The following is a 16619-nucleotide window of genomic DNA, read 5'->3' as shown; positions in this document are numbered from 1 at the left end:
GGGCGTAAGGGCCTAGGAGAATAGGCTACCGAACAGGTTGAACACACGCAGTCGCTGCAAGTCGTTCCAGGTGGCGAACAACATCAATCCGAGAACGAGTGCAAGGCCCACGCGGTACCCTGCCGCCTGAACCTTGGCGGCAAGAGGGCGCCGAGTGATCGCTTCATACCCGTAGAACAGCAGGTGTCCCCCATCCAGCACAGGCACGGGGAGCAGGTTCATGAAGCCGATCCCGACCGAGATCGTCGCTGTCAGGCTGAAGAGCGTGATGATGCCGGTCCGCAGGAAGCTGCGGAAGTCGGGAGAGACTTCCGCCGCCTTCTTGGCCAGATCGCCCGAAAGCTGCGCCATGCCGATCGGCCCCGCGAGCTGGTCGGCGTTCTCGCGGCCGGTGAACAGGCGGCCGATGTAGGTGAGCGTCGTGGTGATGGTGCCGAACGTGCGATCGACGCCGCCGACCACCGCCTGCGGGAAGTTGTAGTGGCGCGTGCTCTCCTCACTTCGCCTGCCGTCATGGCCGATGCCGAGGCGACCAAGTTGCTGCGGACGGCCCAGTTGGTCGATGATGACGCCGCGCCGGGGCGTGGCGACGATCGGGATTTCCTGCTCGCCGCGCAGCACGGTGAACGTCAGCGGCGTTCCGGAGCTCAGGATCACGTGCTGAGTGATCGCCTGGAAGCTCTCGACCTTCTTGCCGTTGGCCTCGAGGACCACGTCACCGATCCTGAAGCCGGCCTGTTCGGCGGCGCTGCCCTTCTCGACGGAGTCGATCCGGGTGGAGCCGATCTGCTCGCCCAGGACCATCAGCATGCCGGCGAAGATGACGATCGCCAGCAGGAAGTTGGCCACTGGCCCGGCGGCCACGATGAGCGCCCGCTGCCAGATGGGCTTGAAGTGGAAGTAGCGATCGAGCTCGCCGGCGCGTCCCTGCTCGACCAGTTCGCGGCGCATGGCTGCAAGGTCGCTGGCATCGGGGATCGAGGCCGCGTTCTCGTCGCCGGCGAAGCGCACATAGCCGCCGATCGGAAGCCAGCCCACCCGCCACTCGACGCCCTGCTTGTCGGTCCACTGGGCGATCGCCGAGCCGAAGCCGATCGAGAACCGGTCAACCTTGGTGCCGAGGGCCCGCGCCATCCAGAAGTGGCCCAGCTCGTGGATGGTCACCACGGCGCCCAGCACCAGCAGGAACGGGATGGTGTAGAACGCGAGCATCGGCAGGATCTGCGGCATGTGGGGTGATTACTCCATCAGGCGGCGGCGAGGCCGATCACGACCTCATCCGCCACGCGCCGCGCCTCGGCGTCGGTGTTTCGCGCCCGCTCGACGGCGTCGTCCTCGGGGCTCGCGCGGGTTGTGATCCCGTTCATGCGCTCGAGGGTCTCCGCCACGACGTTGGGGATATCCAGAAAGCCGATGCGCCGGTCAAGAAAAGCCGAGACCGCGCGCTCGTTCGCCGCATTCATCGCCGCCGGGGCCTGGCCGCCAGCGGCGAGCGCCTGTTTGGCGATCGAGAGCGCCGGGAACTTCCGTGGATCCGGGTGCTGGAAGGTCAGCGGGCCGGCCGTCACCAGGTCGAGTTTGGGGGCCGGCCAGGGCAGCCGGTCCGGCCAGGCGAAGGCGCAGGCGATCGGCGGGCGCATGTCCGGCGGGCCGAGCTGCGCCAGGGTCGAGCCGTCGGCGTACTCCACGAGGGAGTGGATGATCTGCTGCGGGTGGACGAGGACCTCGATGCGCTCGGGCGGCATGGCGAACAGGTAGGCGGCCTCGATCACCTCGAGGCCCTTGTTCATCATGGTCGCGGAATCGATCGATATCTTGGCGCCCATCGAGAAATTCGGGTGCGCCAGCGCCTGCTCACGGGTCGCCGCCGCCATCTCGGCGCGCGTGGCGTCCCGGAACGGGCCTCCCGAGGAGGTCAGGATCAGGCGCGAGACCTGCGCAGCAATGGCCGGGTCCAGCACCTGGAAGATCGCCGAGTGCTCCGAATCGACCGGGATCACCGCCCCGCCGGCCAGCTTGGCCGTCCGGAGCAGGGACGGCCCTGCGCAGACGAGGCTCTCCTTATTGGCCAGTGCGATGATCGCTCCCGCCTTGGCCGCGGCCAGGGTCGGCGCCAGGCCCGCGAAGCCGACGATGGCCGACATCACCCACTGGGCGTCGGCTCCCGCCACGTCGCGGACCGCCTCTGCGCCGGCCGCGGTAGCGATGCCGGAGCCCTTCAGCCGCTCGCGCAGCTCCGGCAGTAGCGTCTCGTCCTCGATCACCGCGATCTGCGGCCGCCAGCGGAGCGCCTGCTCGGCGAGCCGTACGACGTTGCGCCCTCCCGTCAGGCCGACCATCTCGAGCTCGAGACCGGCCTTTTCGAACAGGTCGAGTGTGGACACGCCCACGGATCCCGTGGAGCCCAGGACGCTGACCTTGCGCGGCAGGTTCAATGTCCCCATCCCAAATGGTTCGCAAGCCGCAGGGCCGCCATCACCACCACAGCAAACATCAGGCCATCCACCCGGTCGAGCAGGCCGCCATGGCCAGGGATCAGGTCTCCCGAGTCCTTTACGCCGAATCGCCGCTTGAGGGCGGATTCCCACAGATCGCCGGCCATGGTCGCCAGTCCGACCGCCAGACCGATGAAGGCGGCGGCCCAGACATTGAGCTGGAAGGGGCGCAGGCCGGCCAATACATTCGGGAAGTAGGCCTGAAGCAGATCCGGCAGGGTTGCGATGCCCACCGCCGCCAGCGTCGCAACCACCAGGCCGCCGAAGAAGCCGGACCACGTCTTGTTGGGCGAGAAGCGAGGCCACAACTTCGGTCCCTTGAGCGTCGAGCCGACCGCGAAGGCGCCGATGTCGGCCCCCCAGGTGGCCGCGAACAGCATCATGATCCACCAGTTGCCCTGATTGGTGGCGCTCAACCACACCAGGCACAGCGCCGCCGGGCCGATGTAGAGCACCCCATAGGCGGTGTCCCCGGGCCGCTCGGCGATGCCGCGCGCGATCACGGCGGCGGCGGCGGCGGTGGCCAGGATCGCGCCCCACGCCAGGACGTAGTGCCCACGATAGCCCACGAACACGGCGATCAGCACGGCCGCCGCCACCGCCGCGGCGACGCGCGTGGGCGCGCCCGGCGCGCTCATCCCGCCCCACTCGATGGCCAGCAGGGCCACGGCGATGGCGATCAGGACCAGCCAGGGCCAGCCGCCGAACCACGCCGCCGCCAGGGCCGCAGGCCCGATCACCGCGGCCGACGCTACGCGCAGGCCGAGGTTGGACCAGTCGAACCGCTTAGCCGGCGGCAAGGACGTCATCAGCGACGACGGCGCCATAGCGGCGGTCCCGGGTGGCGAACTCCGCCAGCGCCGCTTTGAGATGGTCCTCGCCATAGTCGGGCCAAAGCACATCCTGGAAGACGAACTCGGCATAGGCCGCTTCCCAGAGCAGGAAGTTCGACAGCCGCTGTTCTCCGGAGGGCCGCACGATCACGTCCGGCGGCGGCGAACCTGCGGTGGCCAGGAAGCCGCCGAACAGGGCTTCGTCCAGGTCCTGCGGCGCCCGACGCCCGGCGGCCACCTCCTCGGCGAAGCGGCGCGCCGCGTCGGTGATGTCGGCCTGCCCGCCGTAGTTGAAGGCGATGTTCAGGTTGAAGAGACGGTTGTGGTCGGTCCGCGCCTGGGCGTCGTCCACCAGCCGCACCAGTTCGCTCGAAAGGCCCGCCCGCCGCCCGATCACGCGCACGCGCACGCCTTCGCGCTCCAGCCGGGCGATGTCGCTTTCGAAGTAGCGCTTGGGCAACGCCATCAGTTCGGCCACCTCTGCGGCGGGCCTGCTCCAGTTCTCCGTCGAGAAGCCGAAGACGGTCAGCCACCCGATGCCCAGCTTGGGGGCCGCCGACACCGTCCGCTTCAGGGCCTCGACGCCGGCCCGGTGGCCCAGCGAGCGCGGCAGGCCGCGCTGCTTTGCCCAGCGGCCGTTGCCATCCATGACGATCGCCACGTGCAGGAGCGGCGGGGACCCCTCCAACGTGGACGCGCCCTCGAACGGCGGCTTCTCGGCGGCGGACATTGGTAAGCTATGAATCCTGGCGCGAGGGTCAGACGTGCATGATCTCTTGTTCTTTTGTTTTCAAGGCTTCGTCCACGCGCTTGATGGCTTCATCGGTGATCTTCTGCACCTCGGCCTCCAGGCGCTTCTCCTCATCCTCGCCGATCACGCCGTCTTTCTTGGCCTTGCGGCAGTCCTCGTTGGCGTCGCGGCGCACGTTGCGGATCGCCACGCGCTGCTGTTCGGCGTACTTGCCGGCCAGCTTGGCGAGGTCCTTGCGGCGCTCTTCGGTGAGCGGCGGGATCGGGATGCGCAGGGTGGTGCCGTCCACCACCGGGTTCAGCCCCAGGTCCGAGGCGCGGATCGCCTTCTCCACCGAAACCACCAGCCCGCGGTCCCAGATGCTGACCGTGAGCATACGCGGTTCCGGGACGCTGACGGCGCCCACCTGGTTGATCGGCACCTGGGAGCCGTAGGCCTCCACGCGGATTTGGTCCAGCAGGCCGGCGTTGGCGCGGCCCGTCCGCAGCGAGCCGAACTCGTCGGTCAGCGCCGCGACGGCCTTGTCCATCCGGTCCTTGTATTTCGAAAGCACGGGTTTCTCGGCAGTGGCCATGCGGCGTCTCCGTCGTTCTCGTCGTTCGTTGAAGTCTAGGGCCTAGGCGATGGTGGTGAAGACCCCTTCGCCCTTCACGACCTTCAACAGATTGCCCCGTTCGCGGATGTTGAACACGATGATCGGGATGTGATTTTCGCGCATCAGGCTGACTGCGGACGCGTCCATCACCTTGAGGTTCTTGGACAAGACCTCGTGGTAGCTCAGTGTCTCGTAGCGGGTGGCGGTCGGATCCTTCTTCGGGTCCGCGGAATAGACCCCGTCGACGCTGGTGCCCTTGAGCAACGCGTCGCAGCCCATTTCGGCCGAGCGCAGGGCCGCCGGCGTGTCGGTGGTGAAGAACGGCGCACCGAGGCCGGCCGCGAAGATCACAACGCGGCCCTTCTCCAGATGCCGGAGCGCCCGCCTGCGGATGTAAGGCTCGCAGACGGCCTCCATGGGGATCGCCGACTGCACGCGTGTGAAGACGCCCGCCTTCTCCAGCGAGGCCTGCAGCGCCAGTGCGTTCATCACCGTGGCCAGCATGCCCATGTAGTCCGCGCTGGCCCGTTCCATGCCGGCCTCGGCCAGCGCTGCGCCGCGGAAGATGTTGCCGCCGCCCACGACGACGCAAACCTGGATGCCGGCCTGCACCACCTGGGCGATCTCCTCGGAGACCGCGGCCAGCGTCTTCGGATCGATGCCGAAGTTCTCACCCCCGACGCCCGCTTCTCCCGACAGCTTCAGGAGGATGCGTTTGAAGCGCGGTTGGTCTGAGGCCATGGAGCGAGAATCCCGGAAAGCGGAAGGAACATACAGCAAGGGCGCGGCGCGTCGAACGCGCCGCGCCCTATTTGGCGTCAGTCGGAGTGGATCAGGCCTTGCCGGTCATTGAGGCGACTTCGGCGGCGAAGTCGTCCGATTTCTTCTCCACGCCCTCGCCCAGCGCGAAGCGCACGAAGCCCTTCACGGTTACCGGCGAACCGAGCTCCTTGGCCGTCTCGGCCACCAGTTGCTCGATGGTTTGGTCCGGGTTCATGACGAACGGCTGCTTCAGGAGGACGACCTCCTCCATCCACTTGCGAATGCGGCCCTCGACCATCTTCTCGGCGATCTCCTTGGGCTTGCCCGATTCCATCGCCATCGAGACCTGGATCTCGCGCTCCTTGGCGACAACCGCGGGGTCGAGTTCGTCGACGGCCAGAGCCAGCGGCGGGGTCGGCGTGCCGGCCACGTGCAGCGCGATGCGCTTGCCCACGTCACGCAGGACGGAGGTGTCGCCGGCGCCTTCCAGCGCCACTAGAACGCCCATCTTGCCGACGTCGTCGGCTTCCTTGTTATGGATGTAGACCGCGACGGCGCCCTGCGGCACCGACAGGCGGGCCGAACGGCGCACGCGCATGTTCTCGCCGATGGTGGCGATCAGGCCGGTGACCATGTCGCCCACCGTCTCGCCCTTGGCGGTCTTGGCGGCGTTCAGGGCGTCGACGTCGCCGTCCACGCCAAGCGCCACGGTCGCGATCTCGCGCGCGGCGTTCTGGAACGTCGCGTTCTTGGAGACGAAGTCGGTCTCGGCGTTCAGCTCGATGGCGACGCCGGTCCTGCCGTCGTCGCTCACCTTGGCCGCCACCAGGCCCTCGGCCGCGGCGCGATCGGCCTTCTTGGCGGCCTTGGCCAGGCCTTTGGTGCGCAGCCAGTCCATGGCCGCGTCCATGTCGCCACCCGTCTCCTGCAAGGCCTTCTTGCAGTCCATCATGCCAACGCCGGATTTTTCGCGCAGGTCCTTGACCAGCGCAGCGGTGATTTCCGCCATGGTCAGCTCCTTCAAGGTCTTTGAATAACGACGGACCCCTTAGCGGGCCCGCCGTCTTGGTTTCGTGTCAGCCGAGGCGCGGACCTGCGCCTCAGCCGGCCTGTTCTTGTTCGCTCGCCGCGGCAGCGCCATCGGTGGCCGTCTCGGCCTCCGCGGCGGTGGTCTCCGGTTCGGCGGCGCCCGTCATCTCGGCTTCCAGGGCCGTGGCTTCGGGCGCCGAAACGGCAGGCTCCTCCGCCACGGGTTCCGGCGTCAGCTTGCGGGCCAGCGTCGGCTCCATCGGAGCCTCCGAGGCGCCCAGGTCCACGCCCGAGGCAGCTTGGCCGGCGGCCAGGCCGTCCAGCACGGAGTCGGCGAGCAGGTCGCAGTACAGCTGGATGGCGCGCGCGGCGTCATCGTTGCCCGGGATCGGATAGGTGATGCCGTCCGGGTTGCAGTTGGTGTCCAGGATGGCGATCACCGGGATGTTGAGCTTGCGCGCTTCCTGGATCGCGATCGCCTCCTTGTTGGTGTCGATCACGAACATCAGGTCGGGAATGCCGCCCATGTCCTTGATGCCGCCCAGGCTCAGCTCCAGCTTGTCGCGCTCGCGCGTCATCTGGAGCAGTTCCTTCTTGGTCCGGCCCTGGCCTTCGCCAGCCAGCAGGCTATCGACTTCGCGCAGACGCGCGATCGAGCCCGAGACCGTGCGCCAGTTGGTGAGCGTACCCCCCAGCCAGCGGTGGTTCACGTAGTATTGGGCGCAACGCTTGGCGGCCGTGGCCAGCGGCTCGGAGGCCTGGCGCTTGGTGCCAACGAACAGGATGCGGCCGCCGCCGGCGGCGACTTCACGCACCTTCACCAGGGCCTGGTGCAGGAGCGGAATCGACTGCGACAGGTCGATGATGTGGATGTTGGAGCGCGATCCGAAGATGTACTTGTCCATCTTCGGGTTCCACCGGTGCGTCTGGTGGCCGAAGTGGGCGCCGGCCTCGAGCAGCTGGCGCATGGAGAATTCAGGCAGAGCCATCGTCTGTGTCTCGTCTTTCTTCCGGTTGAACCGCCGCGGGCAAACCCTCCCTGGGGAGGACCGGAACGGACCGGGCGGGATGTCTCCCCGCCAAGCCGCACGCCCGCGTGTGGATTGGAGCGCGCATGTAGTGGGAAAGCGGGCAAAACGCAAGGCGCGCCGTGCCTCCACCGTAGGAGGGAGACCTACCGCTTGTCCGGACCGAATACGCTCTTCGGCTTGTAGGGCTCGTAAGGCTTGAAAGGCTCGGGCTTCTTGGGCTCCGGCGCGCCGTAGATTCGGGTCTGCGGGACGCCATAGGTCTTCGGCGCGGCCGGCGTGTAGCCAGGTGTCGGCGCCGGTCTCGGTGTACCTGCGGTCCACGGCGCCTTGGGCTTGCCCGGCGAGAACGTGCCCTGCGCCAGGGACGGTGCGGCGACCGCGCCGGTCGCCAGCAGGGCAACGGCCAGGAGTTGCATTTTCATCGTTTGATCCCTTCCAATTGCAAGAGAACAAACCAGGGCCTCACTACAGTCAAGCCTGTTCGCCTCAGAGGTCCTCCACGAAAACCACGCCCGGCGCGGTCTTGATCGCCCCTCGCACGGCCCCATCCAGGGTGAAGCGGCCCGGCAGCTTCATCTCCACCTCGCGCCCGCCCGCGAGGCCCGCAACCAGCACGATCTCGCCGCCCCGGGTGTTGGTGACACCGGCCAGGCGCTTCTTCAGCGCCTCGATCTCGGCGCTGCGGGGCGCCAGATGCACGCGAAGGCCGGCGACCACGTTCTCGACGGCCTTCTCCACCGGCTCCACGTCGTCGCCGAAGAAGCGGACCTCGCCGTCGGCAGCCTTGGCGCGGACCTTGATCGACAGCGCCCGGCCAGGCTCCAGCAGGTCGCGGCACTTCTTCAGCGACTCCGGCGGGAACATCACTTCGAACTCGCCGGTGGGATCGGAGAACGTCACGAACGCGAAGCGCTCGCCGCTGCGACTGGGCCGTTCCTGCTTGCGGCGCACCACGCCGGCCATGCGCAGCGCTTCAGCGCCCGCCAGCACCTTGGCGACAGCGTCGGTGAGCAGGTCGGTGCGCCGCTTGCGCAGCGCCTCGATCATATCGTCCAGCGGGTGGCCGGAGAGGTAGAAGCCCACCGCCGCCAGCTCGTGGTCCAGCCGTTCGGTCGGGGTCCATTCCTCGGTCCGGTTCAGCCGCGGCCGCGCCGCCTCGGCCTGATCGCCGCCGAACAGCGAGGCCTGCGACGAGGCCCGGTCCGCCGCCACGCTCTGAGCGTAGCCCACCAGGCTGTCGGCCGCCGCCATCAGGAACGCGCGGTTGGCGTTCAGGGAATCGAAGGCGCCGGCCCGCGCCAGGGTCTCGAAGGTGCGCTTGTTGACCTGCCGCGGATCCACCCGCTCGACGAAGTCGAAGATGTCGGTGAATGGGCCGCCTTCGCGGCGCGCCTGAACCACGTGTTCCATGGCCTGCAGGCCCACGTTCTTGATGCCGCCCAGCGCGTACAGCACCTCCCCGTTCTCGACCTCGAAGTCGGCGCCGGAGCGGTTGACGCACGGCGGACGGATGGCGACGCCGAAGCGCTTGGCGTCCTGGTAGAAGACCGACAGCTTGTCGGTGTTGGCCAGGTCCAGGCTCATCGACGCGGCGTAGAACTCGACGGGCGCGTTCGCCTTCAGCCAGGCCGTCTGGTAGGCGATCAGCGCGTAGGGCGCGGCGTGGGACTTGTTGAAGCCGTAGCCGGAGAACTTCTCCATCAGCCCGAACAGGACGTCCGCCAGGCCCTTGTCCACGCCCCGCTCGGCGGCGCCGGAGGCGAAGCGGGCCCGCTGCTGGTCCATCTCCTCCTTCTTCTTCTTGCCCATGGCGCGGCGCAGCAGGTCGGCCTCGCCCAGGGAATAGCCCGCCATGGTGCGGGCGATCTGCATCACCTGCTCCTGGTAGACGATCACCCCGTAGGTCGGCGTCAGCACCTGCTCCAGCAGCGGGTGATAGAAGTCGAGCGGCCGGCGGCCCATCTTCACGTCGACATACTCGGGGATCGAGTCCATCGGCCCCGGCCGGTAGAGCGAGATCAGCGCCGTGCATTCCTCCAGCGAGGTGGGCCGCAGCTGGCGCAGGGTGTCGCGCATCCCCTGCCCTTCCATCTGGAAGACGCCGACCGTCTGCGCCTCGGCCATGATCTCGTAGGCGGCGGGGTCGTCGAGGGCCAAGGTCTCCAGAGGGAACGCCGCCCCGCGCCGCTCCAGGTGCTTCATGGCGCGGCGGATCACCGTGAGCGTCTTCAGGCCCAGGAAGTCGAACTTCACCAGGCCGGCGCTCTCCACCCACTTCATGTTGAACTGGGTGGCGGGCAACTCGGAGCGCGGGTCGCGGTAGAGCGGCGACAGCTGGGTCAGCGGCCGGTCGGCGATCACCACCCCCGCCGCGTGGGTGGAAGCGTTGCGGTACAGGCCCTCCAGCTGCAGCGCGATGTCCAGCAGCCGCGCCACCGCCTCGTCCTCCGCGCGCGCCTGCTGCAGCCGCGGCTCCATCTCGATGGCCTGAGCCAAGGTCACCGGGTTGGCCGGATTGGCGGGCACCATCTTGGCGAGGCGATCGACCTGGCCCAGCGGCAGTTGCAGCACGCGCCCCACGTCGCGCAGCACCGCGCGCGCCTGCAGGGTGCCGAAGGTGATGATCTGGGCCACCCGGTCGCGGCCGTAACGCTGCTGGACGTAGGTGATCACCTCGTCGCGCCGGTCCTGGCAGAAGTCGATGTCGAAGTCCGGCATCGACACCCGCTCAGGGTTCAGGAACCGCTCGAAGATCAGGCCGTACCGCAAGGGATCCAGTCCGGTGATCAGCATCACCCAGGCCACCAGCGAGCCCGCGCCCGAGCCGCGCCCCGGTCCCACCGGGATATCGTGCGCCACCGCCCACTTCATGAAGTCCGAGACGATCAGGAAGTAGCCGGCGAAGCCCATCTGGATGATGACCTCCAGTTCCCGCTCCAGCCGCGCCTCGTAGTCGGCGGTCGGGAACGCGCTCGCCTGGCCCGCCGCGATGCGGGCCTTGAGCCCCTCACGGGCCTGGAACGCCAGTTCTTCGGCCTCGGTGCGGCCGTCGCCGGTGGGGAAGCTGGGCAGGATCGGATCGCGCTTCGTCACCATGAAGGCGCAGCGCCGCGCGATATCCAGGGTGTTGTCGCAGGCCTCCGGCAGGTCGGCGAACAGGGCCCGCATCTCGGCCGCCGACTTGAAGCCGTGCTCGGCCGTCACCCGCCGACGCTCGTCCTGGCCCACGAAGGCCCCGTCGGCGATGCAAAGCAGCACGTCGTGCGCCTGGTGGGTCTGGGCGTTCTTGAAGTAGACGTCGTTGGTGGCGACCAGCGGGACGTCCTCGTCGTAGGCGAAGGCCACCAGCCCGCCCTCGGCGCTCGCCTCGGCGTTGGTCCCGTGCCGCTGCAACTCCACATAGAAGCGGTCGCCGAAGGCCGACTTCATGTGCGCCAGCGCCCCGCGGGCCTCCTTGGTCTTGCCGGCCGCGAACAGCGGATCCACTGGCCCGTCCGGTCCGCCGGACAGCAGGATCAGGCCCTCGGCGTGCGCCGCCACCTTCGCCCAGGGCACGTGCGGGTCCTCGGTCGCCTCAACCTCCAGATAGGCCGCTGAGGAGAGTTCGCAGAGATTGAGGTAGCCCCGTTCGTTCTGCGCCAGCAGCATCACAGTCGGCGTCTTGGCCCAGCGGTCGGACAGCCCCTCGCCGATGCCGCTGACCGGCAGCGCACAGCCGATGATCGGCTGCACCCCTTCGCCCTTGGTGGCGACTGAAAACTCCAGGGCGCCGAACAGGTTGGCCCGGTCGGCGATCGCCACCGCCGGCATGTTGTCGGCCTTCGCGAGGCCGCCGATCTTGTCGGCCTTGATGGCGCCTTCCAGCAGCGAATAGGCGGAGCGTACCCGGAGATGGACGAAACCCGCGTCGTCGTCCTTTGCCAGAGCCGCCTCTCCCATTCGCATGGCGGTCAGCTCACTAGGCCGGCCACCGCGCAGACCATCCAGACAAAGCTCGCCACCGACACAAAGGCCAGCGATTCCCGCGCCAGACGAACCATCTTCCGCATCCTCCTGTGAACCGACTGTGGAGAACCACATCGTTCCCGATGCGTTCTTATTTCTCCTTTTGTTCTCTTGGTCAAGTCTGCTCACCCACCGCTGCGCAAAGCGACGCTGACGGCCGCTTCTACGCCTGCCAGGGCTCCAGCTTCCCGTCCTTCAGGGCCAGTACGCGGTCCATGTGCGCGGCCAGCGCCATGTTGTGCGTCGCGACAAGGGCGGCGACGCCGGTCTTGCGGGCCAGGGCGTAGAGGTTGTCGAACACCGCGGTCGAGGTGGTGGGATCGAGGTTGCCGGTGGGCTCGTCGGCCAGCAGCAGGCGGGGCGAGTTGGCCAGCGCGCGCGCCAGCGCCACCCGCTGCTGCTCGCCGCCGGAGAGCTGCGCCGGCTGGTGGTGCGTGCGTTCGGCGAGCCCAAGGTCGTCGAGCAGCGCGCGGGCGCGCTCCGCCGCGACCTTGCGCGGCCGCCCGGCGATCAGCTGCGGCATGGCGACGTTGTCGAGGGCCGAGAACTCCGGCAGCAGGTGATGGAACTGATACACGAAGCCGATGGTCGCCAGCCGCACCCGGGTTCTCTCCCGCTCGCCCAGGTCCGAGCAATCGGCGCCCAGTATCGAGATGCGGCCCCCGTCGGGACGCTCGAGCAGCCCCGCGGCGTGCAGCAGGCTGGACTTGCCCGATCCGGACGGCCCGACCAGGCCCACGATCTCCCCCGGCATCACGTCCAGGTCGACGCCCCGCAGCACCGGCAGGGTCCCGCCCAGGGTGACGTAGGTCCGCTCCAGGCCGCGGATCGACAGAACCGCTTCACTCATAGCGAAGCGCCTCCACCGGATCGATGCGAGAAGCCTGCCAGGCCGGCAGGAGGGTGGCCAGGAAGCTCATGCCGAGCGCCCAGGCGATGATCAGCGCCACCTCGGCCCAGTCCACCTTCGCCGGGATGTGGGAGAGGTAATAGACGTCCGAGGAGAACACTGCCTGCCCGGTGACGTACTCCACGAAGTCCTGGATCGGCGCGATGTAGATGCAGAACACCGTTCCCAGGAGCAGGCCGGTGGCGGTGCCCAGCGCGCCCACGCTGGCGCCGGCCATGAAGAAGATCCGCAGGATGGACCCCTGCCCTGCCCCCATCGTCCGCAGGATCGCGATGTCGCGGCCCTTGTTCTTCACGAGCATCACCAGGCCGGAGATCACGTTCAGGGCGGCGATCACCACCAGCAGCATGAGGATCAACCGCATCACGTTGCGCTCGACCTTCAGCGCGCCCCAGAACGACGCATCCCGCTGCGTCCAGTCGTTGACCAGGGCCGCGGGACCGGCGGCCCGGCTGATGTCCGCCTTCATCCGCGGCGCCTGGTCCGGGTCCTTCACCCGCACCTCGATGGCGTCGGCGGTGTCCTCGCGGCCGAAGAACAGCTGGGCCTGGGCGAGCGGCATGTAGATGTACGCCTGGTCATACTGGCTCATGCCCACGGTGAAGGTGGCGCCGAGCGTGTAGGCCTTCTGCAGGGGCATGCCGCCGAATGCCGTGGCCCCGCCGGAGGGCGAGATCAGGCTGATCGTCTCGCCGGGCCGCACGCCCAGCTGCTGGGCCAGCCGGTCGCCCATGATCACCGTGTCGCCGCCATAATCGCCCACGCCGAAGCTCCTGAGCGAGCCGCGGGTGATGTTGCCCGAGACCAGCTTGGTGGCGGCCAGGTCCCGCGGTTCGATCCCGCGCACCAGGGCGCCGGTGATCTGGCTGGGGCCCATGGCGATGGCCTGCGCCTCGATGATCGGGGCCGCCTGGATGACGCCCGGCACCTTCAGGATCCGCTTCGCCGCCAGGTCCCGCTCGGCCCCGTCCAGCACCCCGCCGGTGACGAAGACATGGCCCTGGAAGCCCAGGATCCGGCCCAGCAGCTCGGCGCGGAAGCCGTTCATCACCGACATCACGATGATCAGGGTCATGACCGCGAGCGTGATGCCGATGAAGGCGATCAGCGCGATCAGCGCCACCCAGCCCTCGCTGCGCTTGGGCCGCAGGTAGCGCAGCGCCAGCATGCGCTCCCAGAAACCGAAGGGCGGGGCCCGCCCGCCGGTCACGGCCTCGGCGCTGCTCACCCCGTGATCGCCTTCAGCGCCGCGTCCAGCGGCACGGTCTGGCGCTCGCCGGTGGCGCGGTTCTTCAGCTCCACCACGCCCTCGGCCACGCCCTTGGGGCCGACGATGAGCTGCCACGGGATGCCCACCAGGTCGGCGGCGGCGAACTTGGCGCCCGGGCGGTCGTCGCGGTCGTCGTACAGCGGGTCGATCCCCGCCGCCGTCAGCGCCGCATAGGCCTGCTCGCAGACCGCATCCACCGCCGCGTCGCCGGCGCGCAGGTTCAGCACCACGGCCCCGAACGGCGCCGCCGCGGCCGGCCAGATGATCCCGTTGGCGTCGTGGCTGGCCTCGATGATCGCCGCCACCAGCCGCGAGACGCCGACGCCGTAGGAGCCCATCTGCACCGGCGTGTCCTTGCCGTCGGGCCCGGTCACCAGCGCCTTCATCGGCGCCGAGTACTTGGTCCCAAAATAGAAGATGTGGCCCACCTCGATGCCGCGCGCGGTCATGCGCTTGTCCTCGGGCATGGCTTCGAACCGCGCCGCGTCGTGCATCTCGTCGGAGGCCGCATAGAGGCTCGTGCGCCGCGCGACCTCCGGCCCAAGGTCGCCGTCCCAGTCGATGTCCGGCCCCGGCGCGCCCATCTCCACCAGGTCGCGGTGCGCGAACACCTGGCTCTCGCCCGTATCGGCGAGGATCATGAACTCGTGGGAGAGGTCGCCGCCGATCGGTCCCGGGTCGGCCTTCACCGGCACGGCCTTCAGCCCCAGCCGCGCATAGACGTTGAGGTAGGCCAGGAACATGCGGTTGTACGACTTCCGCGCGCCGGCCTCGTCAGCGTCGAAGGAATAGGCGTCCTTCATCAGGAATTCCCGCCCGCGCATCACCCCGAAACGGGGCCTGCGCTCGTCGCGGAACTTCCACTGGATATTGTAAAGATTCTTCGGCAAGTCCTTGTAGGATTTCACATAGCTTCGGAAGATATCGGTCACGACCTCCTCCGCCGTGGGCCCGAACAGCAGCTCGCGCTGGCCGCGGTCCAAGATGCGCAGCATCTCGTCGCCGTAATCGTCGTAGCGCCCGCTCTCCTTCCAGAGGTCGGCGAGTTGGATCGTCGGCATCAGGATCTCGATGGCGCCGGCCCGGTCCATCTCCTCACGCACCACCTGCTCGATCTTCTTCAGGACCCGCAGACCCAGCGGCAGCCAGGCGTAGATCCCCGCCGCCTCCTGCCGCACCATCCCGGCGCGCAGCATCAATTGGTGAGAGACGATCTGCGCATCGGCGGGCGCCTCGCGCAGCGTCGGCATGAAGTATCGCGATAGGCGCATGGGATTCGGCAGCTTTCAGCTCAGGCGAGGCGCCCTGATAGCCCTGCCGCTGGAACCTTGGCAACGATGGGGCGGCGAAGTGGTTGCCTGCGCACCCGCTTCGCGCCGGGATCAGTACCCGGCGGGCAGGCGCGGGAGTTCGACGAGGCCGAAGTGGATCACGGCCAGCAGCACCAGGAACACGGCGGTGGCGACCCAGGTGGTAGTCAAGAACTTGCGTTTCAGCTTCGGGTCCACCGGCGACCCCGGGTCGGTGCCGTCGCCGCGGTCGATGCCGGCCTCGGCATGGGTGATCGTCCCGAGCGGCAGGACGCAGAACAGCACCGTCCACCAGATGGAGAGGTAGATCGCCCCCCAGGTGATCGGGCTCACTAGTGCGCGCCCTTCGGAGTTTCCATCAGCTCCACCAGCACGCCGCCCATGTTCTTCGGGTGCACGAAGATCACCGGAACCTTGTGCGCCCCGATCCGCGGCACGCCGCCGTTCAGCACGGCGGCGCCCTTGGCGACCATGTCGTCGCGCGCGGCGATGATGTCGGGAACCTCGAAGCAGAGGTGATGCTGCCCGCCGGCCGGATTCTTCTCGAGAAAGCCCTTCAGCGGCGAGGCGTCGCCATAGGGCTCGATCAGCTCGATCTGGCTGTTCGGCGTGTCGACGAAACAGACCCAGACGCCCTGTTCGGGGAGCGCGAACTTCTCGCCGATCTGGGTGGCTCCCAGCATGTCGCGATAGACCTCGACGGCCTTGTCGATGGAGGGCGTTGCGACGCCAACGTGGTTCAGTCTTCCGATCATCCCTCGCCTATACGGCGCCCCGCGCGCCAGCGCGAGATCACGCGGCGGAACTTCAGTGCGGCGGAGCGACGCCGCCGCGGCCATCGCCTTCAAAGATCGCCCCGGCGGCCATCAGCGCCGAGATGCGCGCCGGCCCTACGCCCCACTCCGTCAGCACCTCCACAGTGTGCTCGCCGATGTCGGGGGCGGGCCGCGTCAGCCCGCCAGGCGTGCGCGTGAAGTCGGTGTAGGCCCTGGCCGACACCACCGGTCCCAGCCGTGGATGGCGCCACCGCTCATGGTGACGGTTTTCGCTGAGCCACGCGTCCTCCAGGGCCTCGGCGCTGCGCAACACCGGCGCGGCCGGCACGCCGGCGCCGAGGAGCACCTCCAACGCAGCGGCGCGGGTCAGACCCGCCAGCGCCGCCTCCAGCCGCTCGGCCACCACGCCGTCGCGCGGCGCCAGCAGCGGCGCCGGCCCCAGGTCGAGCCCCAAGGCCCTCGCCAGCGCGCCGGACTCCTCGTCAGTGGAACACACCAGCCCCAGCCACCCGTCGGCGCAGGCGTAGTAGCGATGCAGCGCCCGCACCCCCAGGCAGTCCGTGCCGCCCATGTCGTTCGGCGGCCGCCCCTCGTACGTCACCATCTCGCCCAGTTGGAACAGCAGGCTCTGGGCCATCAGGCTGGTCAGGATTTCCTGGCCCTCACCCGTCCGCTCGCGGGCGTTCAGCGCCGCAATCACCGACATGGTCACCACCGAGGCCGTCGCCACGTCGTTGACGGCGATGGTGTAGAGGATCGGGTCGTCCTCGCCGCCCTGCGCCGCCATCATCCCACCCTCGGACTGCAACAGCGGGTCGAAGCCCGGCAGCGCCGCCCGCGCGCCGGCATCCC

At 68.6% G+C, this 16619-nt stretch carries 17 protein-coding genes; all 17 read right to left on the bottom strand.

Annotated elements, in window-relative coordinates:
- Positions 1-12: 12 nt before the first annotated feature.
- The gene (locus tag QZV94_RS09380; protein WP_293677556.1) at positions 13-1230 is read right to left on the bottom strand and encodes an RIP metalloprotease; all 1218 of its coding nucleotides are present in this window, start codon (positions 1228-1230) and stop codon (positions 13-15) included.
- A gap of 17 nt (positions 1231-1247) precedes the next feature.
- Positions 1248-2444, bottom strand: a complete 1197-nt coding sequence (gene dxr / locus QZV94_RS09375; protein WP_293677555.1) for a 1-deoxy-D-xylulose-5-phosphate reductoisomerase — start codon at positions 2442-2444, stop codon at positions 1248-1250.
- A complete protein-coding gene (locus QZV94_RS09370; RefSeq protein WP_293677554.1) occupies positions 2432-3304 on the bottom strand; it encodes a phosphatidate cytidylyltransferase in 873 nt (290 codons plus the stop codon). Before QZV94_RS09370 ends, dxr begins: the two co-directional genes overlap by 13 nt.
- Positions 3282-4058 carry a polyprenyl diphosphate synthase gene (uppS, locus tag QZV94_RS09365; protein WP_293677553.1) on the bottom strand — a complete coding sequence of 259 codons (777 nt, stop codon included), beginning with the start codon at positions 4056-4058 and terminating at the stop codon, positions 3282-3284. The genes QZV94_RS09370 and uppS overlap by 23 nt, the downstream gene beginning before the upstream one ends.
- Before the next feature lie 28 nt (positions 4059-4086).
- A complete protein-coding gene (gene frr, locus QZV94_RS09360; protein WP_293677552.1) occupies positions 4087-4653 on the bottom strand; it encodes a ribosome recycling factor in 567 nt (188 codons plus the stop codon).
- Positions 4654-4695: 42 nt separating this feature from the next.
- Entirely contained in the window at positions 4696-5415 is a 720-nt protein-coding gene (gene pyrH, locus QZV94_RS09355; RefSeq protein WP_293677551.1) for a UMP kinase, read from the bottom strand.
- A gap of 91 nt (positions 5416-5506) precedes the next feature.
- Positions 5507-6445: a translation elongation factor Ts gene (gene tsf / locus QZV94_RS09350; protein WP_293677549.1), complete on the bottom strand. Its 939-nt coding sequence runs from the start codon at positions 6443-6445 to the stop codon at positions 5507-5509.
- Between the two features lie 91 nt (positions 6446-6536).
- Entirely contained in the window at positions 6537-7454 is a 918-nt protein-coding gene (gene rpsB, locus QZV94_RS09345; protein WP_293677547.1) for a 30S ribosomal protein S2, read from the bottom strand.
- Between the two features lie 185 nt (positions 7455-7639).
- Positions 7640-7918: a hypothetical protein gene (locus QZV94_RS09340; protein ID WP_293677546.1), complete on the bottom strand. Its 279-nt coding sequence runs from the start codon at positions 7916-7918 to the stop codon at positions 7640-7642.
- Positions 7919-7982: 64 nt separating this feature from the next.
- Positions 7983-11435, bottom strand: coding sequence for a DNA polymerase III subunit alpha (gene dnaE, locus QZV94_RS09335; protein ID WP_293677558.1), 3453 nt, complete (start codon positions 11433-11435; stop codon positions 7983-7985).
- A gap of 11 nt (positions 11436-11446) precedes the next feature.
- On the bottom strand, positions 11447-11536 hold the full coding sequence (gene sidA / locus QZV94_RS25120; protein ID WP_367254289.1) for a cell division inhibitor SidA: 90 nt from the start codon (positions 11534-11536) through the stop codon (positions 11447-11449).
- A gap of 128 nt (positions 11537-11664) precedes the next feature.
- Positions 11665-12351 (bottom strand): ABC transporter ATP-binding protein, encoded by a 687-nt coding sequence (locus QZV94_RS09330; protein ID WP_293677545.1) that lies wholly within the window; start codon positions 12349-12351, stop codon positions 11665-11667.
- Positions 12344-13621: a lipoprotein-releasing ABC transporter permease subunit gene (locus tag QZV94_RS09325; RefSeq protein ID WP_293677557.1), complete on the bottom strand. Its 1278-nt coding sequence runs from the start codon at positions 13619-13621 to the stop codon at positions 12344-12346. The genes QZV94_RS09330 and QZV94_RS09325 overlap by 8 nt, the downstream gene beginning before the upstream one ends.
- Positions 13622-13635: 14 nt before the next feature.
- Entirely contained in the window at positions 13636-14952 is a 1317-nt protein-coding gene (gene proS / locus QZV94_RS09320; protein WP_293677544.1) for a proline--tRNA ligase, read from the bottom strand.
- 111 nt (positions 14953-15063) lie between these two features.
- Positions 15064-15324 carry a DUF1467 family protein gene (locus QZV94_RS09315; protein WP_293677543.1) on the bottom strand — a complete coding sequence of 87 codons (261 nt, stop codon included), beginning with the start codon at positions 15322-15324 and terminating at the stop codon, positions 15064-15066.
- Positions 15324-15746, bottom strand: coding sequence for a methylmalonyl-CoA epimerase (gene mce, locus QZV94_RS09310; RefSeq protein ID WP_293677542.1), 423 nt, complete (start codon positions 15744-15746; stop codon positions 15324-15326). Before mce ends, QZV94_RS09315 begins: the two co-directional genes overlap by 1 nt.
- Positions 15747-15798: 52 nt before the next feature.
- Entirely contained in the window at positions 15799-16575 is a 777-nt protein-coding gene (locus tag QZV94_RS09305) for a CoA transferase (RefSeq protein ID WP_293677541.1), read from the bottom strand.
- Between the last annotated feature and the right edge of the window lie 44 nt (positions 16576-16619).

This window comes from uncultured Phenylobacterium sp. (assembly GCF_902826855.1).
GTDB lineage: Bacteria > Pseudomonadota > Alphaproteobacteria > Caulobacterales > Caulobacteraceae > Phenylobacterium.
Note: the sequence above shows the minus strand (reverse complement) of the source record. Positions and strands in the feature narration are given on the sequence as shown.